We start from the raw sequence: 22,085 nt of genomic DNA, 5'->3' as shown, positions 1-22,085 counted from the left end.
GGTTGCGCCCGCGGCACGCCCCGGCGAGCGTGTCGATCCGCAACGACCTCACCGCGCGTGAGAACGAAATCCTGAAACTGATCGTCGAAGGCAAGAGCAATGGCGAGATCGGCGCGCAGCTGCATCTGGCCGAGGGTACGATAAAGAATTACGTCAGCACGATCCTGGAGAAGTGCGGCGCCAAGAACAGGACCGAGCTGGCCATAAAAACGATAGGCTGAACGATCTTGCGGGCTAACGCGCGTTCCCGGGGGCCTGTCCGGCATGGCGACGGCAGGGCGACCGAGCGCTCAGAAAGGCCCGCGGCTCGGGGTTTTGGGGGAAGCCACGGGCAGTCTGGTTGCCTGAGCTCCTGCTCTTGGCGGCAGGTCTGGGAATATGGCCGCCGATGCCTCTCGACGGCTAGCTCTTTACCGGATTGCGAGCTTCGATTTCACGAAGCGCCAATATGGTCAGAACCATTTCGGCGCTGCCGATCGACGGGCGAGGCGCAAGCAGGCCCACGAGCGCGTTGAGCTGCTCGGTATCCATTTCGGCCAGATGGCCTTTCACGGTCAGCATGGTCTCGTCGAGCGCCGTCAGCAATTCCGCAACGATCTTCATTGTCCGAAGCTTTGCCACATGGTTCGCGACCTTGTTGAAGGCGGAATACTGTGCCGGAGGATTTCCGCTGGTCGGTCGCGAAGGCTTGCGGACCAAAATGAGGATAGGCGATGCGATACGGCCCGTCCTGCGCCCGGCCGCATCGAACGATCCCGTTATTTTCTCGCGAGCAGGTCGCGGATCTCGGTCAGGAGCTGCACGTCGGCCGGCGGCGGGGCCGCGGCAGCGGCAGGCTTCTCGCGCTCCAGCCGCTTGCGCAGATTGTTCACCGCCTTGACCATCAGAAAGATGATGAAGGCAAGGATCAGGAAATTCAGCACGACCGTGATGAATGAACCATAGGCGAAGACCGCGCCCTCTTTCTTGGCATCGGCCAGCGTGGCCGAATGGACGTTCGAGGACAGCCCGAAGAAGTAATTGTTGAAGTCCAGCCCGCCGAAGATCGCRCCGACGATCGGCATGATGATGTCGTTGACGAGCGAATCGACGATCTTGGAGAAGGCGGCGCCGATGATGACGCCGACGGCCAAGTCCATCACATTGCCCTTGGAAATGAATTCCTGGAATTCTTTCAGCATCCCCATCTCCTCTTTTAGGGGCGTTTCACCGTTCCACGGAAACGGCGAACCGCCCTATCTCCTTGTTTGGACGCAATTCCGGACGGAAGTTTACGGCGCAAGCGCCGAACTTAACCGCACGCACTTTTCCTGGAATTGCTCTGCCCCATTTGCCTGTTTGCGCCGTCAGGCGAAGACGCTCTCGCGCCTGAAATGCTTGACGAGCAGATAGTAGAAGACCGCGCGATGTTTGTTGCGATTGGTCCGGCCGTACTGGTCGACGACCCTGGCGAGCCCYGCATCCAGGCCGGCATCGTCGGCCAGCCCCAGTCTTTTGACGAGGAAATTCTTCTTGACCCGTTCCAGTTCCTCCTTGTCCGAGGCCGAGACGGTGGATGCATCCTTGTCGTAGATCGCCGGGCCRCAGCCCTTCGTCACTTTCGTCAGGAGATCCATGTCCGCCGTAAGGCCGCACTTGACCCTCAGGTCCGCCGCATATTTGCTGATCAGCTCGTCTTGYTTGCTYACACGTTTRCCCTCTCGTTTCCAGCTGGACAGCGATGCTGCCGTCGAGCCGCGCGGCCTGGTTGCCGCGAAGTCATCTCTTGATTGTCTTGCCGCCCGTAGGTGTCAGCTGTTGCGTGTCGCAAGCACGCCGTCGGGGCTAGCCTTGTCGACGGCCGCCGGAAGATGCTGAGCCAGGACGCCGGCCACCTGATCCAGAGGAATCCCGAACTGGCTCGCCAGTTGCTGCAGGCGCTGATCGCCGAGCGCTGCCTTGATCTCGTCGGGYGCGATCGGAAGATTTGCGGCGTTGGTGCTCAGCCAGGATTCGACGCGGTCGCCGAGACCTGACTTCTGCAGCATGGCAAGCACGCCCTGGTAACCGCCGACGCTGGTCAGCGCATCGGCCAGGAGGTTCGAGCCTCCGCCCTGCTGCCCGCCCTGCAATGCGCTTTRCAGACTGTCCAAAAATCCCATCTGGGAACCTCCCGTCGAAAAATCACATCCGCCGTCGCGCAGCGTTCAGGCGTGATCTATGCCGTTTCGCGGGATTGCGACACTTGACGAAGGTCAGGACCGAAGATGACGAAAGTCACATTCGGCGGCAGCCTGATCGCACTTGAACCAGGCGTCGTTCCTGCCACGCTCGTTTGTGGTAAGGGGCGGATAAGCTCGGTCCGACCCGGGTCGTAGGACGACTGGCGTGAGCCTCGTCATTGCGGTAGGTGACGATGGACAGGGCTGCGTAAATGCCACGCCCGACGCTCGACAGCCGACGACGGCAATAAGTCGGTTGCCTGTCACACGAATTAGGATTTGATATAAYGGTCGTCACAGTGTCAGTGAGCGTGAGAGCCGAGGAAAGAAAATGAAAGCCGCCGAGCAAGCCGCAAAAGCCGCGGATGGAGCTGTCTCCGCCAATGGGTCGGAAGCCACGATCCATGCCGAGGCCACGATCGATCAGGTTCGCAATCTCCTGTTCGGAGGCGCGCAGCGATCGCTCGAAAGCAATCTGGCCGGTCTGCGCGAGGAGATGCAGGCCAGCATCAAGCAGCTCCAGGCGGACTTTGCGAAGGAGCTCGCGGCACTGCAGGCACACGTCCTGGAGCTCGAGCGGGAGACCGAACAGAAGCGGCTCGCCWCGCAAAGGGACATCGGCGCCGCGATTTCGGACCTTGGAGCGACCATCAGCGGGCTAGGATCCGGCCGCGCGGGAAAGTAGCATGACGTCCGCCGCCGGCCAGAACCGTGAGATCGAGCAGCTTRGAAAACTGCTCTTTCAAACGGAGGCGGCGCGTCTCGAGGCGCTGGGAGCGGACGTCCTTCTCCTTCAGCAATATATCGGCAGCCCCGAACGGCTCGAAACCGCAACGGCCGACATCCTCGTCGCCGCGTTGGAACGCGCCGAAGTCGTTCGGCCGCGCGAGCTGGCCAATGTCATCGCGCCGTCGGTAGTCTCCGCGATCCGCAGCGAGATCAGGAACTCGCGCGACCTCATGGTCGACGCGCTCTACCCGATCACGGGCCGGCTGGTCAGCGCGGCCGTGGCGAACGCCTTCAAGGAACTCGTCGCGCGGCTGGAGCAGCRCCTCAATGCGCTCACATCGACGGAACTGTGGATCGGGCGCATCAAGTCGCTGGCGACGGGCCGTCCGATCAGCGAGTTCGTTCTGGCAAACGCCAGTCCGCCGCGCGTCAACCGGCTGCTGATGATCGAGCGCGGCAACGGACGCCTCGTCGCGGACTGGAAGCGCGACGAGACCTCCGACGAGCGCGCCGACCTGCTGAGCGCGATGGTGGCGGCGATCCTGGAATTTTCCGTCCAGGCCCTGGCCGGCGAAGGCAATCTGCAGCAGCTCGATTTCGGCGGACGCGAGATCGTGCTTCGCGCTTCGCCCCGGTTCATCCTGGCGGCGGAATGCATCGGCCCCCTTCGCCCGATCGACAACGCCAGGATCAATTCGCTTTTCTTCGACACGATCGAGAGCATGGACGGCGGCAAGGACTGCGATGCCGCCACGCTGGCTTCGCTGGCCACCTCCATCGAAGCCGATCCCGCCGCCGAGCCCAAACCGCGTCGGGGCGGAAAGGTCGCCCTGTTCGTGCTCGCGGCTCTCGTCGCCGCCGGGCTGGCATGGCTGGCGAGCGTCTATTGGAGCCGCACCATGCTGGAACGCCGCACCAACGATGCGCTCCAGGAACTGGCCGGCAAGGAACCGCTGCTGGAAACGTTCCCCCTGCGCCTGGATTTCGACCACCGCAATCGCAGCGTCTCGGTCTCCGGCATAGAACCAAGCCAGGTGCGGACGGCTCCGCTGATCGACGCCCTGGCCAAGGCCGCTGCGCCCTATCAGGTGGTCGGCCGGATTGGCGTCGTGCCGGGCATGGAACAGTCGGCGGCGCTGCGTGCCGATATCGACGCCCTGCGCCAGTCGGTGACCGGTCTCCAGGCGGGCATCGACGACAACCGGCGGGYGATCGCCGAGCTGCAACAATCCCTTGTCGGCCTGCRCAAGTCCGCCGGCGAAACCGGCGAAGCGCTCGCCGGCCAGCGGCAGTCTCTCGCGGGCCTGCAGGCCCGTATCGACCGGACGCGCGGGCCGAGCCAGGAGGAGCTGCAATCCCTTGCCGGCCTGCGGGCGGGCATCGACGAGATACGCGCGGCGATGGCCGAGGAAGCAAAAACCAGAAACCAGCAATACGAGGCGGTGCGGTCGATAGCCGACAGCCCCGCCGAGCGGCTCGATCGCTTCATGGCCTCGACGGCGATCTTCTTCGGCACGAACGACGCGTTTGCCGATGACAAACAGGCTGAGCAACAGATCCAAGATCTGGCCGGACTTCTTGCCGGCAACGACCTGAGAATCCGGATTGTCGGCCACGCGGACGATACCGGGACGGAATCGACCAACCGCGTGGTTGCCCGCAAGAGAGCCGATCAGGTGGTGCGCAAATTGGTTTCGCTCGGGATCGAGCCATCGCGATTGTTCGTGGTCTCGCGCTCGTCGTCAGTACCGATCTCCGACGTGCCGAGCGAAGGGAACCGCCGGGTCACCTTCGAAAACGTGTTCCAAGCCGAGCGCCTTCAGTGATGGTTAGCGCAAAGGTCATGCTGCTGGGTGACATGGGCGTGGGCAAGACCTCGATCATGTACCGCCTCGTTCATGATCGTTTCGACRGCGAATACAAATCCACGCTCGGCGTCGAGGTGCTGAGCTACGACGTTCCGGCCGATCCGCTTCGCGGGGGCGAGGYGGCTCGCCTTGTTTTATGGGACACCGACGGCGATTTCGGGACGCGTATCTTCGACACCGTCTACGTGACCGGCGCGTCGGCGGYGATCGTCGTGTCGGACGTGACGCGCCCGCAAACGGTGACGCGCATGGTCGAACTGGTTCGCAGCTTCGAGACGCGATTTCCAGGCAGGCCATACCGGGCGCTCGTGAACAAGATCGATCTCGCCGAAGCCCCCGGCAGCGCCGAAGAGATCGGCCAGCTGCCGCGATCGAGCGTCAAGTTCGTGAGCGCCAAGAACGGCGAGGGTATAGTGGACGCCTTTGCCGAACTCGCCGAAACGATACGGCGTCGGCAGCTGTAAGTTGGAACCGCCGCGGGTCGTCGGAGGAGCACCAGACGCGTTGTGAGTGACGGCCCTGCCAGCGGAACCACCTGGCCGCCCGAATCGTTTCTGCCTATGGCTCTCGCCGACGACATCCAAATGGCGGAACGGCACGTCCTGCTGGCCGAGCAGCACATCAGGCGCCAACGGGCGCGGATAGCTGCCCTGAAGCGCCATCGGCTACCGAGGGGAAAGGCATCCAACTTTCTGCAGTTGCTCGAGGATGCACAATCGATGCATCTCCAACACCTGTCGATGTTGTTGGAGCGAGCATCACGCGAAAGAACCGCAGCCGAATCCGCARCCGCCGTCTCCCTTGGTGCGGAATGACCAGCCTCCCGGACTCTTCGAAAGTCGGTTTTGGAAGCTTGGTACGCCCAAGGGGAATCGAACCCCTGTTCCCGCCGTGAGAGGGCGGTGTCCTGACCGCTAGACGATGGGCGCGCTCAAGAACCGGCTACATAGGCTGGCGGCCGGGAAAAAGCAACTGAGCAGATTCCGGAAAAGTGTCGTACGGCTTTCCGGTAAGAATCTGCGACAGAACAAAAGACCTAAGCGGGCCGGGTCAGCCCTGCCGTTTCGGCTCGATCAGGTCCCAGAGATTGCCGTGGAGATCGGCAAAGACCGCCACCGTGCCATAGGCCTCGTGGCGCGGCGCCTCGCGGAACTCGACGCCCTTGGCGAGCATCGCCTGATGGTCACGGGAAAAATCCTCGGTCTCGAGGAAGAGGAAGACCCGGCCGCCGGTCTGGTTGCCGATGCGGCTTGCCTGCTCCTCGCCGGATGCCTGCGCCAGGAGCAGCCGTGCTCCCTGGCCATTCGCCGGCGCGACGGTGACCCAGCGCTTGCCGCCGCCAAGGTCGACATCCTCGATGAGCACGAAGCCGAGCCGCTCGACATACCAGCGAACCGCCTCGTCGTAATTGGCGACGACGAGCGCCACGGTCGCGACGCTGCGGCGTTCGGCAAAGCCGCTTATTTGTTGCGGGCTCATTTGTTGCGGATCGCGAACTGGCCGACGATGCGGCGCTCGGCAATGTCGTAGACGAAGACCGAATGGCTGCCGTCGGCAAGCTCGGCGTCGATCGACAGGCGGTTGCCGGAGAGCGACTGGCTGATCACCTTGGCGCCRACCGGAAGCACGATGTCGCCCGAGAGCGGCGCGCCGGCCGGAGCCTGGACATCGCCGGCGGGCGCCGGTCCGGCCACCGGCGCGTTGCGGGCTTTGTAGACAAGCGCCCCGATCACCACCATAAGGGCGAGGAACAGAAGGCCGAGATTGACGATCATGAAGCGGACGAGCTTGCGGCGCACGTTCTCGGCCGCGGGGTCGAGCGGCTTTTCCTCATCTTCTTCGGCGATCGGCCGGGCCATGGCTAAACAATCCGCAATGGGTTTCGATGAGCGCTCATAACGAAGAGACCCCGATATTGATAGAGGACGAATTGGCGGACGAGGAATCCGGCGAAGCCGTCGTGCTGGAAGCCGATGCGGACGCCGCCGGCCAGCGCCTCGACCAATGGCTCGCCGCCAAGCTCGGACCGGAGCTGTCGCGCAGCCGCGTGCAGGCGCTGATCCGCCAAGGCGCCGTCTCTGTCGCCGGCAAGCAGGTGCTGGAAACCAAGCGCAAGCTGATAGTCGGTGAGCGGGTCGAGATTCTGGTGCCGGCACCTGAGCCGGYCGAGCCGCAGGGCGRGGACATCCCCCTCGATATCCTCTATGAGGACGACGAGCTGATCGTCATCAACAAGCCGGCGGGGCTGGTCGTCCATCCCGGCGCCGGCAACTGGACCGGCACGCTGGTCAACGCGCTGATCCACCATTGCGGCGATAGTCTCTCCGGCATCGGCGGCGTGAGGCGGCCGGGCATCGTRCACCGGCTGGACAAGGAGACCAGCGGCGTCATGGTGGTGGCCAAGACCGACCGGGCGCATAAGGCCCTGTCGGAGGCCTTTGCCGACCATGGCCGCACCGGCGACCTCGAGCGCGCCTATCTGGCGCTGGTCTGGGGCATCCCGCAGCGGCCGACCGGCACGATCGACGCTGCGCTCGGCCGCGCCGCCGACCGCGTCCGCCGCGCGGTGGTGCCGGAAAGCCGTGACGATGCCCGTCATGCCGTCACGCATTTCAGCGTCGTCGAGCGCTTCGGCGAGGCACAGCAGGCTTTCGCCACCGCGAGCCTCGTCGAATGCCGGCTGGAGACCGGCCGCACCCACCAGATTCGCGTCCACATGGCCCATATCGGCCACCCCGTGATCGGCGACCCGGACTATGGCCAAGCCTTCCGCACCAAGGCCAACCGGCTGCGGGAACCCTTGAAAACCAAGGTCAAGGCCTTTCCCCGGCAGGCCCTGCACGCCTGGCTCCTTGAATTCGAGCACCCGACCACCCATCTAACGATGAGGTTCGAAGCGCCGATACCGGGAGACATGGAGGAACTCGTCGGCGACTTCCGGAAACTTTGAGACGACCCGCCACGAACAAGCTGCAAACCAGCCATCAAAAAACCTGACCGGCGTTGTTCACTTCAGCGTGACAGACTGTTTAGCGTTGAACAAATGCCTGTCTTTTCTGGTTTTGTTCCTATATATACAGGTTGTCGCGGATGAGCCTTTGGCATCCGTGACGAATGCCCGCCGCTTCGGGGGCATCCACTCCAAAGAGAGAGGGGCGCTATCATGGCCCAATCATTACCCAGTATCGTTTCCGGTGAAGGCGGTCTCGCCCGCTACCTGGAAGAAATCCGCCGCTTCCCGATGCTTCAGCCGCAGGAAGAGTACATGCTCGCGAAACGCTACGCCGAGCATCAGGACACTTCGGCCGCCCACAAGCTCGTCACCAGCCATTTGCGGCTCGTCGCCAAGATCGCCATGGGCTATCGCGGCTACGGCCTGCCGATCGGCGAGGTGATCTCGGAAGGCAATGTCGGCCTCATGCAGGTCGTGAAGAAATTCGAACCGGAGCGTGGTTTCCGGCTCGCCACCTATGCCATGTGGTGGATCAAGGCCTCGATCCAGGAATACATCCTGCGCTCGTGGAGCCTGGTCAAGATGGGCACCACCGCCAACCAGAAGCGTCTGTTCTTCAATCTGCGCAAGGTGAAGGGCAAGATCCAGGCGCTCGACGAAGGCGACTTGAAGCCCGACCAGATCGCCGAGATCGCCACCCGCCTCAATGTTTCCGAGGCCGAAGTGGTGTCGATGAACCGCCGCCTGTCGGGCGACGCTTCGCTCAACGCCCCCATCCGGGCGAGCGAAGGCGAGTCCGGCGAATGGCAGGATTGGCTGGTCGACGACCACGAAAGCCAGGAAGAGATGCTGATCGAGCAGGACGAGCTGGAAAACCGGCGTGCCATGCTGTCGGGCGCCCTGTCGGTCCTCAACGAGCGCGAGCGGCGCATCTTCGAGGCGCGCCGCCTCGCCGAGGAGCCGCTGACGCTCGAAGAGCTGTCGGCCGAGTTCGACATCAGCCGCGAGCGCGTGCGCCAGATCGAGGTGCGCGCCTTCGAGAAGGTGCAGGACGCGGTCAAGGCCGCCGCCAAGCGCCAAACCCAGGCGCTGCGCACCATCGAAGCGCAGCCGGCGGCTTAACCAAAGCTCGATATCGAAAAGAAAAGGCGGCGCTTCGGCGCCGCCTTTTTTGTTTGGCGAAGGTGGCGAATTAGCCCTTTCTCCCCGTTGAWCGGCGAGAAGGAAGAGCTACGCCGAGGGCTGCTTGGTCTTCCTCAGATACGGCAGCACCGTCTCATAGGCACCGAAGCGCTTGATCGCGTCCTCGTTGGAAACCGCGGCGGTGATGATGACGTCGTCGCCCTGCTTCCAGTTCGCCGGGGTCGCCACCTGGTGCTTGGCGGTCAGCTGGATGGAATCGATGACGCGCAGGATCTCGTCGAAGTTGCGGCCCGTGGTCATCGGATAGGTCAGCACCAGCTTGATCTTCTTGTCCGGGCCGATGACGTAGACCGACCGCACGGTGGCGTTGTCGGCCGGCGTGCGGCCCTCCGAGCTTTCGCCGGCGCCTGCCGGCAGCATTTCATAGAGCTTTGCGACATGGAGGTCCTTGTCGCCGATCAGCGGATAGTTCACCGTATGGCCGGTGGCGGTCTTGATGTCGGCCTGCCACTTTTCGTGGCTCGACACCGGATCGACCGAGATGCCGATGATCTTGACGTTGCGCTTTTTGAAGTCGCCTTCGAGACCGGCCATGGTGCCGAGTTCGGTGGTGCAGACCGGGGTGAAATTCTTCGGATGGCTGAACAGCACCGCCCAGCCRTCGCCGATCCAGTCGTGGAACTTGATGGTGCCCTGCGTGGTCTCGGCCGTGAAATCCGGCGCGATATCGTTGATACGAAGACTCATGGCCTATCCCTACCCTTTTTGAAAAATTGTAGCCGGCTTTGCGGCTGGCCGTCGCCGGCTCCAAACCCTAGCACCATCGCGGCGTCGGTAAAACGCCGCGCACGATGGCCGCGGCCCTCGCGGAATAAAAATTTTCGTCGCCACTAGTGATCCGCAGCAGGATTTTCTACTTCCGATAGAGGATAAGCCGCTCAGGCTTTCTTTATCGCGAGTGTCGCCGCGAGATCTTCCATGCGCTGCGCCAACGCGCCGAGCGCGGTCGTGAGCACGCTGTCGCTCTTGTCGGCCTTGGTCAGCGCCTCGTCGCGCGTCTTGCGCAAGGTGAGCACCTCGCTCTCCATGCCCTTGACGCGCTTGGTGAGCTCCGAGAGCTCGTCCATCACCATGATGCCGGCCATGACGGTGAGCCTCTGGTCACCGATCTCGCCGAAGGAATCCTTCAGATGCGAGACATAACGGTCGAAGCGCTCGGCAAGGTCGATCAGATGCTCTTCCTGGCCCTCGTCGCAAGCCATCCGGTAYTGCTTGCCGTCGATGGAAACCGTGACCTGTGCCATTGCCTTACCTGTCCAGAACCGCGCGGATGGTTTCCATGGCGGTCACCAGCCGCCGCGACACTTCCTTGTTGGCATCCTCCAGCCGTTCGGCGCGCGCTTCGGAATTGTCGAGCTCCTGCGCCAGGCGCGAGCGGTCGGCGTTCAYGCGCTGCACCTCGGCCTCGGCTTCCGAATAATCGCGCTCATGCTCGAGCTTCGCCGCCACGGCGTTTTCCAGCCCTTCCATGGCCTTGCCCAGCCTGGCGATGACTTCCTTGAGGGTCGTTTCCCCGGTCATGGCCTCGTCCTATGCCCTGCCCATCACCGAATCGCGCGCATTCAGAACGCGTTACCTCGGAAAGATTAGGCGCCGGGTGAAGGGCGCGTCAACAAAGCTCTCGCGACTGTCCCCCGCTATCGCTAATGTAAGGCGCTCGATGCCATCGCGAGCCCAGCAAAATCCGTCCCGATTTGTTGACTAAAAGGCCGCGCCTGCTATGTGTCGCGGCATCCTTTTCCAAGGGTTCTCCCCAGGCTCCAACCCACTTCCGGAGGAAGCATGACCTCGCGTGAACAACATGATCGGATGGCCAACGCGATCCGTTTCCTTTCCATGGACGCCGTCGAGAAGGCGAATTCCGGTCACCCCGGCCTGCCGATGGGCTGCGCCGATATCGCCACGGTTCTGTTCAGCCGTTTCCTGAAATTCGACGCCAAGGCGCCGCACTGGGCCGACCGCGACCGCTTCATCCTGTCGGCCGGCCACGGCTCGATGCTGCTCTACTCGCTCCTCTACCTCACCGGCTATGAGGACATGACGATCGACCAGATCAAGAATTTCCGCCAGCTCGGCTCCAAGACCGCCGGCCACCCCGAATACGGCCATGCCGCCGGCATCGAGACCACCACCGGTCCGCTCGGCCAGGGCCTCGCCAATTCGGTCGGCTTCGCGCTCGGCGAGCGCATCATGAACGCCGCCTTCGGCAACGACCTCGTCAACCACTACACCTATGTGCTGGCTGGGGACGGTTGCCTGATGGAAGGCGTCTCCCAGGAAGCCATCGCGCTGGCCGGACATCTGAAGCTCAACAAGCTGATCGTCTTCTGGGACAACAACAACATCTCGATCGACGGCCCGGTCTCGCTAGCCGACAACACCGACCAGGTCGCCCGCTTCCAGGCTAGCGGCTGGAACGCCAGCCACATCGACGGCACCGATCCGGAAGCGATCGCCTACGCCATCGAGGCGGCGCGCCATTCCGACAAGCCGACGATGATCGCCTGCAAGACCACCATCGGCTTCGGCGCACCGACCAAGGCCGGCACCAACAAGGCGCATGGCTCGCCGCTCGGCGCCGAGGAAATCGCCGGCGCGCGCAAATTCTTCAACTGGGAGTCGCCGCCCTTCGAGATCCCGGCCGACATCCTCRACAGCTGGCGCGCGGTCGGCAAGGGCRGCGCCAAGGCGCGCGCCGACTGGGAAGGCCGCCTGGCCAAGGCCGAGCCGAAGCTGAAGGCCGAGTTCGAGCGTCGCCTCGCCGGCAAGCTGCCGTCGAATTTCGACGCAGTCATCGCCGACTACAAGAAGAAGCTGTCGGCCGACAAGCCGAAGGTCGCCACCCGCAAGTCGTCGGAAATGGCGCTGGAAGTCATCAACGGGGCGGTGCCGGAGACCATCGGCGGCTCGGCCGATCTCACCGGCTCCAACAACACCAAGACCAGCCAGACGAAGAACATCACGCCGGACGACTACGGCCAGCGCTATGTCCATTACGGCATTCGCGAGCACGGCATGGCGGCGGCGATCAACGGCCTGACGCTGCATGGCGGCCTGATCGCCTATGGCGGCACCTTCCTGTGCTTCTCCGACTATGCCCGCCCCTCGATGCGCCTGGCCTCGCTGATGGGCATCCGTTCGATCTTCGTCATGACGCATGATTCGATCGGCCTCGRCGAGGACGGCCCGACCCACCAGCCGGTYGAGCACCTGGCGGCACTTCGCGCCATCCCGAACCACAATGTCTTCCGCCCGGCCGACGCGGTCGAGACCGYCGAATGCTGGCAGATTGCGCTGGAATCGGAAAAGACGCCCTCGACCCTGGCGCTGACCCGCCAGAACCTGCCGACCGTGCGGACCGAGCATTCGCAGAAGAACCTCTCAAGCCAAGGCGCCTACGAGCTTGCCGCCGCAAACGGCGAGGCCGTGGTGACGATCTTCGCCACCGGCTCCGAGGTCGAGATCGCGCTCGGCGCGCGCGACCTCTTGGAAAAGCACGGCCATCCGACCCGCGTCGTCTCGGTGCCCTGCTTCGAGCTGTTCGACCAGCAGAGCGACGACTATCGCGCCAAGACCATCGGCAACGCCAAGGTGAAGGTCGCGATCGAGGCCGGTATCCGCCAGGGCTGGGATCACCTGATCGGCACCGACGGCATTTTCATCGGCATGCACGGTTTTGGCGCCTCCGGCTCGATCGAGCAGCTCTATCCGCATTTCGGCATCACCGCCGAGGCCGCGGCCAAGGCGGTCGAAACCCGCCTGCACGGCAAGTAGGGATTGGCTCGGGCCCGGCAAAGCCGATTGACGGCTCTGCCGGGCTGGACCAACCTAATCGATTTAAATGCGACGTTCTGCGGCTGGATTCTTGCGCCTTCCGCCGTTATGAAACTGTGGACCATCCGCTTTCCAGCCCCCAAGGGAGAGAACAATGACCGTCAGAGTTGCCATCAACGGATTTGGCCGCATCGGCCGCAACATCCTGCGCGCCATCCATGAATCCGGCCGCAAGGACATCGAGGTTGTCGCCGTCAACGACCTCGGCCCGGTCGAGACCAACGCGCATCTGCTGCGCTACGACAGCGTGCATGGCCGCTTCCCGCATGAGGTGACCGTCGACGGCGACCAGATCTCGGTCGGCAAGGAGAAGTTCAAGGTCACCGCGATCAAGGATCCGACCCAACTGCCGTGGAAAGAGCTCGGCATCGACATCGCGCTCGAATGCACGGGCATCTTCACCGCCCGCGACAAGGCCGCCGCGCATCTGACCGCCGGCGCCAAGCGCGTCATCGTCTCGGCCCCGGCCGAAGGCGCCGACCTCACCGTCGTCTACGGCATCAACCACGACAAGCTGACCAAGGACCACATCGTCATCTCGAACGCGTCCTGCACCACCAACTGCCTGGCGCCGCTGGCGGCCGTGCTGCACGAGACCGTCGGCATCGAGAAGGGCATGATGACGACGATCCACTCCTATACCGGCGACCAGCCGACGCTCGACACCATGCACAAGGACCTCTACCGCGCCCGCGCCGCGGCGTTGTCGCAGATCCCGACGTCGACGGGCGCCGCCAAGGCGATCGGCCTCGTGCTGCCCGACCTCAAGGGCAAGCTCGACGGCATCTCGATCCGCGTGCCGACCCCGAATGTCTCGGTCGTCGACTTCAAGTTCATCGCCAAGCGCTCGACCACGCCGCAGGAGATCAACGAGGCGCTCATCGCCGCTTCGAAGGGCAAGCTCAAGGGTGTGCTCTCGGTCACCCATCACCCGAATGTGTCGATCGACTTCAACCACGATCCGCATTCCTCGATCGTGGCGCTCGACCAGACCAAGGTCATGGACGGCAACTTCGTTTCGGTCCTGTCCTGGTACGACAATGAATGGGGCTTCTCGAACCGCATGGGCGACACCGCCGTCGCCTTCGGCAAGACCATCGCCTGATCCAGGCGCGCTTCAGAGTTTTGAAACGCCCGGCTTGGCCGGGCGTTTTTTATCGGCCGGCTGAGCCAAAAAACATGCTGTTGCCTTGCACTGGTCATGTCTTCGCCCCACTCTCCCGTAAATCGACAAATGAGAGGGACTTGAGGGGCACTGGCGGATGGAGCATGCGATCTATCTCGTGACGCTGGTCGGCACGGCGCTCATCGTCGCCGCCGCGTTTTCGAGCCTGATCGCCTTCCGTTTCGGCGCTCCTTTGCTGCTCCTCTTCCTCTGCATCGGCCTTGCCACCGGCGTCGACGGCCTCGGCATCGAATTCGACAATGYGCGGCTGGCTTATTTTGCCGGCTCACTTGCGTTGGCCATCATCCTGTTCGATTCCGGTTTCGGCACGCCGCTCAACGCGCTGCGCCAGGCGGCCGGGCCGGCGCTGTCGCTGGCCACGATCGGCGTCATCCTCACCACCGGCATCTTCGGCGTGGCCGCCTATTATCTGCTTAACCTCAACTGGCTCGAATCCTCGCTGCTCGGCGCCGCCGTCGCCTCGACCGATGCGGCCGCCGTGTTCTTCCTGCTGCGTGCCGRCGAAATCCATCTGCGCGAGCGCGTGCGTTCGACGCTCGAAGTGGAATCGGGCACCAACGATCCGATCGCCATCTTCCTCACCATCACCCTGGTCGAGATCATCGCCGCGCATGCGAACCCTGAAGCCAATGTGCTGGCCACCAACCTTTTGCTCGGCTTCCTCGCCAATATGGGGGTCGGTGCCATTATCGGCGTGCTCGGCGGCTTTGGCATCGTGCGTCTTGTCGAGCGRCTCAATCTCGACCATGGCCTGTTGCCGATCTTCGTGCTGACGCTCTCGCTGATGGTGTTCGCGGCGGCCGGCRCAATCGGCGGCTCGGGCTTTCTCGCCGTCTACCTTGCCGGGCTGATCGCCGGCAATTCGGACATCCGCGCCGTTACCATCCTGAAGCGCTTCCAGGACGGCATGTCGTGGCTGGCGCAGATCATCATGTTCCTGATCCTCGGCCTGTTCGCCACGCCCTCGCAGTTCCCGGCGATCCTGGTGCCGGCGATCCTGCTCGGCCTGTTCCTGATCTTCGTGGCGCGGCCGTTGGCCGTCTGGCTCTGCCTGATCCCTTTCCGCCTGCCGCGTCCCGAGGTCGCTTTCGTCTCCTGGGTCGGCTTGCGCGGCGCAGTCTCGATCCTGCTGGCCATCACGCCGCTGCTGGGCGGCCTCGAGCATGGCCGCCTGATCTTCAACGCCGCCTTCATCATCGTTCTCGTGTCGCTGGTGGTCCAGGGCTGGACGGTCGGTCCGCTGGCGCGGCGCCTGGGCCTCATCGTCCCCGCGCGCCTCGGGCCGCTGGATAAGGTCGAGCTCGAACTGCCGGGCTCGGCGCATCACGAGCTGCTCGCCTATCGCGTCGCGCCCGGCAGCCCGGTGGCGCGTGGCGAGCGCATCCCGCGCTGGGCGAGACCCTCGCTGGTTTTGCGCGACGGGCGCTCCATGCGCTTCCAGGACATGGGCAGGCTCGCCGCCGGCGATCAGGTCTACATCTTCGTGCCGGACCGCTACCCGCGCCTGCTCGATAAGCTGTTCGCCAGCCGCGCCGTGGTCGATCCGGAGGACGCCGACTTTTTCGGCGCCTTCGCCGTCGATCCTGCCCGCTCGGCCGCGGAGCTGGAAGCCGCTTATGCGCCGGGCCTGACCGAGGCCGAACAGAAACTCACCGTCGCGGCGCTCGTTACCGAGYGGCTCGGCGGCCGCCCCGAATATGCCGACCGCGTGGTGATCGGCCCGATCGAGCTGATCGTGCGCGACGTCGACGAGAAAGGCAGGATAACGGGACTCGGCCTGTCCTTCGAGCCGACGGCGCCGGTTGCGCGCGTGCCGGTTTTCCTGAGCGCCGGCGAGATCGTCGACCGCATCGCCGGCTTCATCCGCAACCGGCGTAAGCCGGCCGGGACGCCTGCCGTGGAGGTCCCGGCCGAAGCCGCTCCAGCGCCCGAGTCCGCGGTGCAAAAGGCAGCAGGAGAGAGCTGACGTCACACAACGACATTATTTTTGCGCGCGCGCCGTAACGCCACCCTTGCATCGTCCCCGGTGCGGGGTAAGGTCGCCGCGTTTTCGCTAATGCAATTCCGGGCAAGGTGTGGGCGGTTTTCCGTCCGGAATTGCGTCAGGGCACCAGGAAGGAACGAGAATGGCCGGCTTCAAGACACTCGATGATATCGGCGCCGTCGGCGGCAAGCGCGTGTTGGTGCGCGTCGACCTCAACGTTCCCGTCGCCGACGGCAAGGTGACCGACGCCACCCGCATCGAGCGCATCGCGCCGACCATCGCCGAGCTCTCGAAAAAGGGCGCCAAGGTGATCCTGCTGGCGCATTTCGGTCGCCCGAAGGACGGTCCTTCCGCCGAGTTCTCGCTGGAGCCGATCGCCCGCGCGACGGCGCAAGTGCTCGGCCGTCCGGTCGGCTTCGCCGCCGACTGCATCGGCGACAAGGCTGCCGAGGCCGTCGCGGCGATGAAGGACGGGGACGTGCTGCTGCTCGAGAACACCCGCTTCCACAAAGCCGAGGAGAAGAACGAGCCGGGCTTCACCGAAAAGCTCGCCGCCAATGGCGACATCTATGTCAACGACGCCTTTTCGGCCGCGCATCGCGCGCATGCCTCGACCGAAGGGCTGGCGCGTCATTTGCCCGCCTATGCCGGCCGCACCATGCAGGCCGAGCTCGACGCGCTGGAAARGGGCCTCGGCAATCCGGTACGGCCGGTTGTGGCCATCGTCGGCGGCGCCAAGGTCTCGACCAAGATCGACCTTTTGATGAACCTCGTGAAGAAGGTCGATGCGCTGGTGATCGRCGGCGGCATGGCGAACACCTTCCTGGCCGCGCRCGGCACCGATGTCGGCAAGTCGCTCTGCGAGCATGACCTCGCCGGCACTGCGAAACAGATCATGATCGAGGCGGCCGAGGCCGGCTGCGCCATCATCCTGCCCGCTGACGGCGTGGTCGCCAGGGAATTCAAGGCGGGCGCGCCCAGCGAGACCGTCGCCATCTCGGACGTGCCGGCCGACGGCATGATCCTCGATGTCGGCGCAAAGACCGTGYAGAGCGTCAACGACTGGATCGACCGCGCCGCGACGCTGGTCTGGAACGGCCCGCTCGGCGCTTTCGAGATTGAGCCCTTCGACCATGCCACGGTGGCGGCGGCAAAGCATGCCGCGGCCCGCACCAAGGCGGGCAAGCTTGTCTCGGTCGCCGGCGGCGGCGACACGGTGGCCGCGCTCAACCATGCCGGCGTCGCCGACGATTTCACCTATGTCTCGACCGCCGGCGGCGCCTTCCTCGAATGGATGGAAGGCAAGCCGCTGCCCGGCGTCGAGGTGCTGAAGCGGTAAACAGTCCGCGAACGGCGGAAACGCCCGGATTTTCAATCGATTCTAGCTTTCCGGCGTCATTCCTTTGGCGGTAGTGTTCTGCTAGCGCGGAACAAACGCAGCGTAGGAGATCACCCATGAGCGAACGTCTCGAAGATATCGCCGCCGCGATGGTGAGCGGCGGCAAGGGCCTTTTGGCTGCCGATGAGAGCTCCGGCACCATCAAGAAGCGTTTTGACGTCATCGGCGTCGAGTCGACCGCCGACAACCGGCGCGACTATCGCGAGATGATGTTCCGCGCCAAGGAAGCGATGTCCAAATACATTTCCGGCGTCATCCTCTATGACGAGACCATCCGTCAGAAGGCCGCCGACGGCACGCCGCTGGTCGACATCATCAAGGCGTCCGGCGCCATTCCCGGCATCAAGGTCGACCTCGGCGCCAAGCCGCTGGCCGGCTTTCCCGGCGACACCATCACCGAGGGCCTCGACGGGTTGCGCGAGCGGCTTGCCGATTATTACAAGCTCGGCGCCCGCTTCGCCAAATGGCGCGCGGTGATCGATATCGACACCAGCAAGGGCGTGCCCTCCGCCACCTCGATCGGCTCCAACACCCATGCGCTGGCCCGCTATGCAGCACTTTGCCAGGAGGCCGGCATCGTGCCGATCGTCGAGCCGGAGGTGCTGATGGACGGCGCCCATTCGATCGACACCTGCTACGACGTCTCCAAGACGACGCTGGTCAAGCTCTATGACGAGCTCTACGCGGCGCGCGTCGTCCTGGAAGGCTCGATCCTGAAGCCCAACATGGTCATCTCCGGCAAGAAATCCGGCAAGACCGACAGCCCCGAGGAAGTCGCCGAGAAGACGATCAAGCTGTTCCGTGAGGTGGTGCCGGCGGYGGTGCCGGGAATCGCGTTTCTCTCCGGCGGCCAGGAGGACGAGGAGGCGACCGCCAACCTCAACGCCATCAACGCCATCGGCCCGCACCCCTGGAAGCTCACCTTCTCCTATGGCCGCGCGCTGCAGGCAGCACCCCAGAAGGCATGGAGCGGCAAGGCCTYGAATGTCGCCGCCGGCCAGGCCGCCTTCACCCACCGCGCCCACATGAACCATCTGGCAGCACTCGGGAAATGGCAGCCGGCGCTGGAGAAAGCGGCCTGACGCAACTCCCCTTCATGCCTTGAGAACCCGGGCCAGTGGCCCGGGTTTTTGTTTTTTGCCAGCCGCATCCCTACCTGATGCAGCGAAACAGCGGCGGCTGTGTCGGGTTGAGCCGATGTCGAACGTCCTTGGCAGGAGAGGACAGGAGATGGTCATGCAACGCAATGCCGTGGTTTCGCGCGAAGATTGGTTCGAAGCGCATCGCAAGCACCTCGAGCGCGAGAAGGAACTGACACGGTTCCGCGACCTTGTCGCCGCCGAACGGCGGCAGCTGCCCTGGCTCAAGCTGCGCAAGGATTACGTTTTCGAAACCGAAGCGGGGCCAAGGCGTCTTGGCGACCTRTTCGCCGGCAAGAGCCAGCTCATCGTCTATCATTTCATGATGGCGCCGGGTTGCGATCACCGTTGCCAGGGCTGCTCGTTCCTCGCCGACCATATCGACGGCGCCGACCGGCATCTGAAACATCATGACGTCTCGCTGGTCGTGGTCTCGCGCGCACCGCTGGCCGAGATCCTGCCTTACAAGCAGCGCATGGGCTGGAAGTTCGACTGGGTGTCGTCCTATGCGTCGGACTTCAACTTCGACCTGCAAGTCTCCTTCACCGACAAGCAGATCGCTACCGGTGAAACCACGTACAATTTCGAGAAGCGTCCGCTGCGGTCRAAGGACCTGCCCGGCACCAGCATCTTCTATCGCAACGAGTGCGGCGACATTTTCCTCACCTTCCTGTCGCGCGCCCGCGGCGGCGACGCGCTGATCGGCGCCTATCATTATCTCGACATGACGCCGAAGGGCCGCGACGAGACGGGCCCGTATCACAACCTGATGGACTGGGTCCGCCTCCACGACGAATACCAGGACAAAAGTGAGGAGCGGCCGGACTGCTGCGCGTAATCGGCCTCGTTCACCTCGGACGAAACATGCGCTAATGGCTTTGCCTCTACGGTAACGGAACCGCCATGCAGCGCCTGCTTGCCCTTCTCACCTGGCTCGCCTTCCCGGTCTATGTCTGGCAAGGCCTCGGCGTGCGGCGGCGCACCACCCGCATGCTGCCGGCGCGAGGCCCGGTCCTGCACGAAATACCGGGCAAGGCGCCGCCGGTCGCCTTGCTGGTCCTGGGCGATTCCTCGGCAGCGTCGGTCGGCATCGAGCAATCCGAATACGGCCTTGCCGCGCAGCTTGCCGGCCTGATCGCCGAACGCACCGGCAGCGCCGTGCGCTGGCGCGCGGCCGGCTTCAATTCGGCGACCTCTGGCCAGATCCGCGATTATGTCCTGCCCAACCTGTCGGCCGATCCCTGGACGCATATCGTGCTCGCCATCGGCACCAACGACACCAAGAACTTCCATTCCGTGCCGCGATTCAAGAAGGAGTTCGGCGGCCTGCTCTACGCGCTGCGCGCCAAATGGCCGGAAGCGCGCGTGGTCTGGTCGCCGGTGCTGGAATTCACCCGCGCGCCGGCAATGCCGCCGCTCCTCGGCAAAATTCTCGAGATCCGCGCTGCGGAAATGAACCGCATGGGCGTGCGGCTCTGCAACGAGCGCGGCGCCATTGCCGCCGCGCGGCTGCCGATCACCAATCCCGAAGCCGGTTTCGCGTCTGACGGCTTCCACGCCTCGGAAGCGGGCTACAGCGCCTGGGCGGAGCATCTGCTGGATTTCGTGCTGGGCGAGGAAGCAGCCTGACAGCTCGRCCGCGTTTAAGCCCAATGCCCCAGAACCGCCGCAAGCGAGATCGCCGCCATCGCCAGCAACGCCAGCTTCCAGAAATCGCCGCGCCGCTTCAGCCCCGGCCATCCCAGCGGCTTGATGACCTGGATCAGCATGATGCCGATGATGACAAGGGCGAGCAGTTTCGTCATGCCGCCTTTGACCAGCAACGATGGCGGYTGTCAAAGCCGTTCTCAAGGCGCCCTCCGGGCAAGGCATTCCTGACAAATCGGGTTCATCCAGGCCCTGCGAGGGGGCTCCGCACCGACTTCTTCGGCACCCTGCCAACCTCCTGACAGACTGCTGTCAGGAGGGGTGTGYGATACTCTTCTCATCGAAAAGAGAGGAGTGAGGTCATGAACGGTTTTACCATTCTGCGCAGCGTGCAGCATTATGTTGGCAGGATTCGCACCGTGCGCAACGAGATCCGCACCCAGCGTTTCCTGAACACTTTGCCGGCGGACATCCGCAAGGACATCGGCTGGCCGGACCTTTACACCGGCCGCGTGCGCGAAAACTGAAATTTCGCCGCCGCGACTTGGATTGTGGCGGCATCGCGCCCAGATGTAATGCGGCTAGTGATGTTGAGTTCAGGGAAAGAAGCGTTGTCTGTCGATGGTTTCGCCGCAGCCTCCTGACAGTATGTTGTCAGGAGGCATGCGGTAGTTGGAACGGCTTCGATCCTRACAGTGACGAACGTGAACCGGCGATCCGGAGTGATCCGCGTATGGTGAAAAGCTGGAACGACAGGCTGAACACGCCGGGCATCAACGGCATCAAGCCGTCGCCGCGCACGGTCGGCGATGTCGTTGAAGGGCAGTCGATGCTGGTGCCGACCGCGCGCCAGGTCGACGACTACATCCGCTCGATCCCCGAAGGGGTGGAGATGGACGTTCGTGCGCTGCGCACCGCTCTGGCCATCGAGCACGGCGCCGAAGTGACATGCCCGGTCACGATCGGCTATCATCTTCGCACCGTTGCCGAGGCCGCCCATGAGGATCTCGAGCGCGGCATGGCGCTGAGCGACGTCGCGCCGTTCTGGCGTGTGCTGGGTGCCGGGACGCCCACTACGGGCAGACTGTCCTTCGGAGCGAAATTCGTTRCCGCGCAGCGTAAGCGCGAAGGGCTGAAGCCATAAACCMCGGGGGAGAAATCGATGCGCCGCGCCGACAGGCTTTTCCAGATCGTGCAGCATTTGCGGGGTGGCAGGCTGGTCACCGCGCAGAAGCTCGGCACGTGGCTCGAGGTTTCCGAGCGCACCATTTACCGCGACATAGCCGACCTGCAGTCGACCGGCGTGCCGATCGACGGCGAAGCAGGCGTCGGCTACATGATGAGAGAGGGTTTCGACCTTCCGCCGCTGATGTTCACGCGTGACGAGATCGTGGCGCTGGTGGCCGGCGCGCGCATGGTGCGCGCCTTTGGCGGCGCGGCGATGGCAAGGGCCGCCGACGAGGCGCTGGTCAAGATCGGCGCGGTGCTGCCCGATACCGAGAAGGACCGCATCGCCCGTACCGAGATCCACACACCGATGTGGGTGGTGAGCGACGCCGCGCGCGAGGCGATCGACCTGATCGAGCGCGCCGTGGAGAAACGCCAGGTCCTGACCATCGACTATTCCGACGAAGCCRGCCGCGGCACCGCGCGCGACATCAGGCCGCTCGGCCTGTGGTTCTGGGGCAAGGTCTGGACGCTGGTCGCCTGGTGCGAGATGCGCGACGACTTCCGCGCCTTCCGCATCGACCGCATTGCCTCGGTCGTCATTGCCGGCCGCATCTTCAAGCCGGAGCGCGGCAAGCAGCTCGCCGATTTCTACCGCGCCGTCGAACGCTCGGAGGATTACGGCATGGCGCCCGACCGCGCCGCGCGGACGTGACTTCCCAAGCCATTGTCCAACAAAAAAGCCCGCTCGAAAGCGGGCTTTTTTGTTGGTCGC

The 22,085-nt window shown here is 64.0% G+C and carries 26 protein-coding genes and 1 tRNA gene; 16 read left to right on the top strand and 11 right to left on the bottom strand.

Features of this window, described 5'->3' with window-relative positions; translation table 11 throughout:
• A partial coding sequence (locus tag LCM4576_RS20965) for a response regulator transcription factor (protein ID WP_131803275.1) occupies positions 1 to 221 on the top strand: 221 nt, incomplete at its 5' end.
• 181 nt (positions 222 to 402) lie between these two features.
• On the opposite strand, the gene LCM4576_RS20960 is transcribed toward LCM4576_RS20965, so the two are convergent.
• The 4 genes from LCM4576_RS20960 to LCM4576_RS20945 all read right to left on the bottom strand — a co-directional run bounded on the left by LCM4576_RS20960 (position 403) and on the right by LCM4576_RS20945 (position 2,183).
• Positions 403 to 603 carry a hypothetical protein gene (locus LCM4576_RS20960; protein WP_071074878.1) on the bottom strand — a complete coding sequence of 67 codons (201 nt, stop codon included), beginning with the start codon at positions 601 to 603 and terminating at the stop codon, positions 403 to 405.
• Between the two features lie 155 nt (positions 604 to 758).
• Positions 759 to 1,181, bottom strand: a complete 423-nt coding sequence (gene mscL / locus LCM4576_RS20955) for a large conductance mechanosensitive channel protein MscL (RefSeq protein WP_041000461.1) — start codon at positions 1,179 to 1,181, stop codon at positions 759 to 761.
• A 165-nt stretch (positions 1,182 to 1,346) separates the two neighbouring features.
• Positions 1,347 to 1,667 (bottom strand): DUF2853 family protein, encoded by a 321-nt coding sequence (locus LCM4576_RS20950; RefSeq protein WP_274534976.1) that lies wholly within the window; start codon positions 1,665 to 1,667, stop codon positions 1,347 to 1,349.
• A gap of 123 nt (positions 1,668 to 1,790) precedes the next feature.
• Positions 1,791 to 2,183, bottom strand: coding sequence for a YidB family protein (locus tag LCM4576_RS20945; RefSeq protein WP_274534975.1), 393 nt, complete (start codon positions 2,181 to 2,183; stop codon positions 1,791 to 1,793).
• A gap of 349 nt (positions 2,184 to 2,532) precedes the next feature.
• Between LCM4576_RS20945 and LCM4576_RS20940 the strand changes: the two genes are divergently transcribed.
• From LCM4576_RS20940 to LCM4576_RS20930, 3 genes are read left to right on the top strand one after another with little or no spacing between them, the layout of a single operon-like run.
• Positions 2,533 to 2,886, top strand: coding sequence for a hypothetical protein (locus LCM4576_RS20940; RefSeq protein WP_071034346.1), 354 nt, complete (start codon positions 2,533 to 2,535; stop codon positions 2,884 to 2,886).
• A 1-nt stretch (position 2,887) separates the two neighbouring features.
• On the top strand, positions 2,888 to 4,756 hold the full coding sequence (locus LCM4576_RS20935) for an OmpA family protein (RefSeq protein ID WP_071034344.1): 1,869 nt from the start codon (positions 2,888 to 2,890) through the stop codon (positions 4,754 to 4,756).
• The gene (locus tag LCM4576_RS20930; RefSeq protein ID WP_071034342.1) at positions 4,756 to 5,262 is read left to right on the top strand and encodes a GTP-binding protein; all 507 of its coding nucleotides are present in this window, start codon (positions 4,756 to 4,758) and stop codon (positions 5,260 to 5,262) included. Before LCM4576_RS20935 ends, LCM4576_RS20930 begins: the two co-directional genes overlap by 1 nt.
• Positions 5,263 to 5,652: 390 nt before the next feature.
• Here the strand turns inward: LCM4576_RS20930 and LCM4576_RS20920 are convergent.
• The 3 genes from LCM4576_RS20920 to LCM4576_RS20910 all read right to left on the bottom strand — a co-directional run bounded on the left by LCM4576_RS20920 (position 5,653) and on the right by LCM4576_RS20910 (position 6,657).
• Positions 5,653 to 5,727, bottom strand: a tRNA-Glu gene (locus LCM4576_RS20920).
• Between the two features lie 121 nt (positions 5,728 to 5,848).
• Positions 5,849 to 6,262, bottom strand: a complete 414-nt coding sequence (locus tag LCM4576_RS20915) for a VOC family protein (protein ID WP_040985287.1) — start codon at positions 6,260 to 6,262, stop codon at positions 5,849 to 5,851.
• An 11-nt stretch (positions 6,263 to 6,273) separates the two neighbouring features.
• A complete protein-coding gene (locus LCM4576_RS20910; protein ID WP_040985178.1) occupies positions 6,274 to 6,657 on the bottom strand; it encodes a hypothetical protein in 384 nt (127 codons plus the stop codon).
• A gap of 26 nt (positions 6,658 to 6,683) precedes the next feature.
• Here LCM4576_RS20910 and LCM4576_RS20905 point away from each other — a divergent pair, with 26 nt between their 5' ends.
• Both LCM4576_RS20905 and rpoH read left to right on the top strand, forming a co-directional pair.
• Positions 6,684 to 7,748, top strand: a complete 1,065-nt coding sequence (locus LCM4576_RS20905) for an RluA family pseudouridine synthase (RefSeq protein WP_071034339.1) — start codon at positions 6,684 to 6,686, stop codon at positions 7,746 to 7,748.
• 213 nt (positions 7,749 to 7,961) lie between these two features.
• Complete coding sequence (rpoH, locus tag LCM4576_RS20900) at positions 7,962 to 8,873, top strand: RNA polymerase sigma factor RpoH (RefSeq protein WP_071034337.1); 912 nt, start codon at positions 7,962 to 7,964, stop codon at positions 8,871 to 8,873.
• A 108-nt stretch (positions 8,874 to 8,981) separates the two neighbouring features.
• On the opposite strand, the gene LCM4576_RS20895 is transcribed toward rpoH, so the two are convergent.
• The 3 genes from LCM4576_RS20895 to LCM4576_RS20885 form a co-directional block, all read right to left on the bottom strand.
• Positions 8,982 to 9,641 carry a peroxiredoxin gene (locus LCM4576_RS20895; protein WP_071034335.1) on the bottom strand — a complete coding sequence of 220 codons (660 nt, stop codon included), beginning with the start codon at positions 9,639 to 9,641 and terminating at the stop codon, positions 8,982 to 8,984.
• A gap of 191 nt (positions 9,642 to 9,832) precedes the next feature.
• Positions 9,833 to 10,198: a cell division protein ZapA gene (locus tag LCM4576_RS20890; protein WP_040985184.1), complete on the bottom strand. Its 366-nt coding sequence runs from the start codon at positions 10,196 to 10,198 to the stop codon at positions 9,833 to 9,835.
• A gap of 4 nt (positions 10,199 to 10,202) precedes the next feature.
• The gene (locus LCM4576_RS20885) at positions 10,203 to 10,475 is read right to left on the bottom strand and encodes a DUF4164 domain-containing protein (protein ID WP_071034333.1); all 273 of its coding nucleotides are present in this window, start codon (positions 10,473 to 10,475) and stop codon (positions 10,203 to 10,205) included.
• Between the two features lie 261 nt (positions 10,476 to 10,736).
• Here LCM4576_RS20885 and tkt point away from each other — a divergent pair, with 261 nt between their 5' ends.
• The 7 genes from tkt to LCM4576_RS20850 all read left to right on the top strand — a co-directional run bounded on the left by tkt (position 10,737) and on the right by LCM4576_RS20850 (position 20,125).
• Positions 10,737 to 12,728, top strand: a complete 1,992-nt coding sequence (gene tkt, locus LCM4576_RS20880) for a transketolase (RefSeq protein ID WP_071034332.1) — start codon at positions 10,737 to 10,739, stop codon at positions 12,726 to 12,728.
• Positions 12,729 to 12,882: 154 nt separating this feature from the next.
• Positions 12,883 to 13,893 (top strand): type I glyceraldehyde-3-phosphate dehydrogenase, encoded by a 1,011-nt coding sequence (gene gap, locus LCM4576_RS20875; RefSeq protein ID WP_041000169.1) that lies wholly within the window; start codon positions 12,883 to 12,885, stop codon positions 13,891 to 13,893.
• Between the two features lie 157 nt (positions 13,894 to 14,050).
• Positions 14,051 to 15,940 (top strand): potassium/proton antiporter, encoded by a 1,890-nt coding sequence (locus LCM4576_RS20870; protein WP_071034330.1) that lies wholly within the window; start codon positions 14,051 to 14,053, stop codon positions 15,938 to 15,940.
• Between the two features lie 160 nt (positions 15,941 to 16,100).
• The gene (locus LCM4576_RS20865; RefSeq protein ID WP_071034328.1) at positions 16,101 to 17,297 is read left to right on the top strand and encodes a phosphoglycerate kinase; all 1,197 of its coding nucleotides are present in this window, start codon (positions 16,101 to 16,103) and stop codon (positions 17,295 to 17,297) included.
• Between the two features lie 116 nt (positions 17,298 to 17,413).
• The gene (locus LCM4576_RS20860; protein WP_071034324.1) at positions 17,414 to 18,439 is read left to right on the top strand and encodes a class I fructose-bisphosphate aldolase; all 1,026 of its coding nucleotides are present in this window, start codon (positions 17,414 to 17,416) and stop codon (positions 18,437 to 18,439) included.
• Between the two features lie 154 nt (positions 18,440 to 18,593).
• Positions 18,594 to 19,334: a thioredoxin family protein gene (locus LCM4576_RS20855; RefSeq protein WP_071034354.1), complete on the top strand. Its 741-nt coding sequence runs from the start codon at positions 18,594 to 18,596 to the stop codon at positions 19,332 to 19,334.
• A gap of 65 nt (positions 19,335 to 19,399) precedes the next feature.
• Positions 19,400 to 20,125: an SGNH/GDSL hydrolase family protein gene (locus LCM4576_RS20850; RefSeq protein WP_071034323.1), complete on the top strand. Its 726-nt coding sequence runs from the start codon at positions 19,400 to 19,402 to the stop codon at positions 20,123 to 20,125.
• Between the two features lie 14 nt (positions 20,126 to 20,139).
• Here LCM4576_RS20850 and LCM4576_RS20845 read toward each other — a convergent pair whose 3' ends face one another.
• Positions 20,140 to 20,301 (bottom strand): hypothetical protein, encoded by a 162-nt coding sequence (locus tag LCM4576_RS20845; protein ID WP_116397976.1) that lies wholly within the window; start codon positions 20,299 to 20,301, stop codon positions 20,140 to 20,142.
• 204 nt (positions 20,302 to 20,505) lie between these two features.
• Here LCM4576_RS20845 and LCM4576_RS35925 point away from each other — a divergent pair, with 204 nt between their 5' ends.
• The 3 genes from LCM4576_RS35925 (at position 20,506) to LCM4576_RS20835 (ending at position 22,025) form a co-directional block, all read left to right on the top strand.
• Positions 20,506 to 20,670: a hypothetical protein gene (locus LCM4576_RS35925; protein WP_116397974.1), complete on the top strand. Its 165-nt coding sequence runs from the start codon at positions 20,506 to 20,508 to the stop codon at positions 20,668 to 20,670.
• A gap of 206 nt (positions 20,671 to 20,876) precedes the next feature.
• Positions 20,877 to 21,287, top strand: coding sequence for a hypothetical protein (locus tag LCM4576_RS20840; RefSeq protein WP_071034321.1), 411 nt, complete (start codon positions 20,877 to 20,879; stop codon positions 21,285 to 21,287).
• Between the two features lie 18 nt (positions 21,288 to 21,305).
• Positions 21,306 to 22,025, top strand: coding sequence for a YafY family protein (locus tag LCM4576_RS20835; protein ID WP_071034319.1), 720 nt, complete (start codon positions 21,306 to 21,308; stop codon positions 22,023 to 22,025).
• The last annotated feature ends 60 nt before the right edge of the window (positions 22,026 to 22,085 follow it).

Source organism: Mesorhizobium sp. LCM 4576, from assembly GCF_001854815.1.
GTDB classification, from domain to species: Bacteria; Pseudomonadota; Alphaproteobacteria; order Rhizobiales; family Rhizobiaceae; genus Mesorhizobium; species Mesorhizobium plurifarium.
Note: the sequence above shows the minus strand (reverse complement) of the source record. Positions and strands in the feature narration are given on the sequence as shown.

What these genes read in the sequence shown, in the direction of transcription:
- LCM4576_RS20960 (WP_071074878.1), bottom strand. Translation starts at nt 603, where the DNA reads ATGAAGATCGTTGCGGAATTGCTGACGGCGCTCGACGAGACCATGCTG.
- rpoH (WP_071034337.1), top strand. Translation starts at nt 7,962, where the DNA reads ATGGCCCAATCATTACCCAGTATCGTTTCCGGTGAAGGCGGTCTCGCC.
- gap (WP_041000169.1), top strand. Translation starts at nt 12,883, where the DNA reads ATGACCGTCAGAGTTGCCATCAACGGATTTGGCCGCATCGGCCGCAAC.
- LCM4576_RS20850 (WP_071034323.1), top strand. Translation starts at nt 19,400, where the DNA reads ATGCAGCGCCTGCTTGCCCTTCTCACCTGGCTCGCCTTCCCGGTCTAT.
- LCM4576_RS20845 (WP_116397976.1), bottom strand. Translation starts at nt 20,301, where the DNA reads ATGACGAAACTGCTCGCCCTTGTCATCATCGGCATCATGCTGATCCAG.
- LCM4576_RS35925 (WP_116397974.1), top strand. Translation starts at nt 20,506, where the DNA reads ATGAACGGTTTTACCATTCTGCGCAGCGTGCAGCATTATGTTGGCAGG.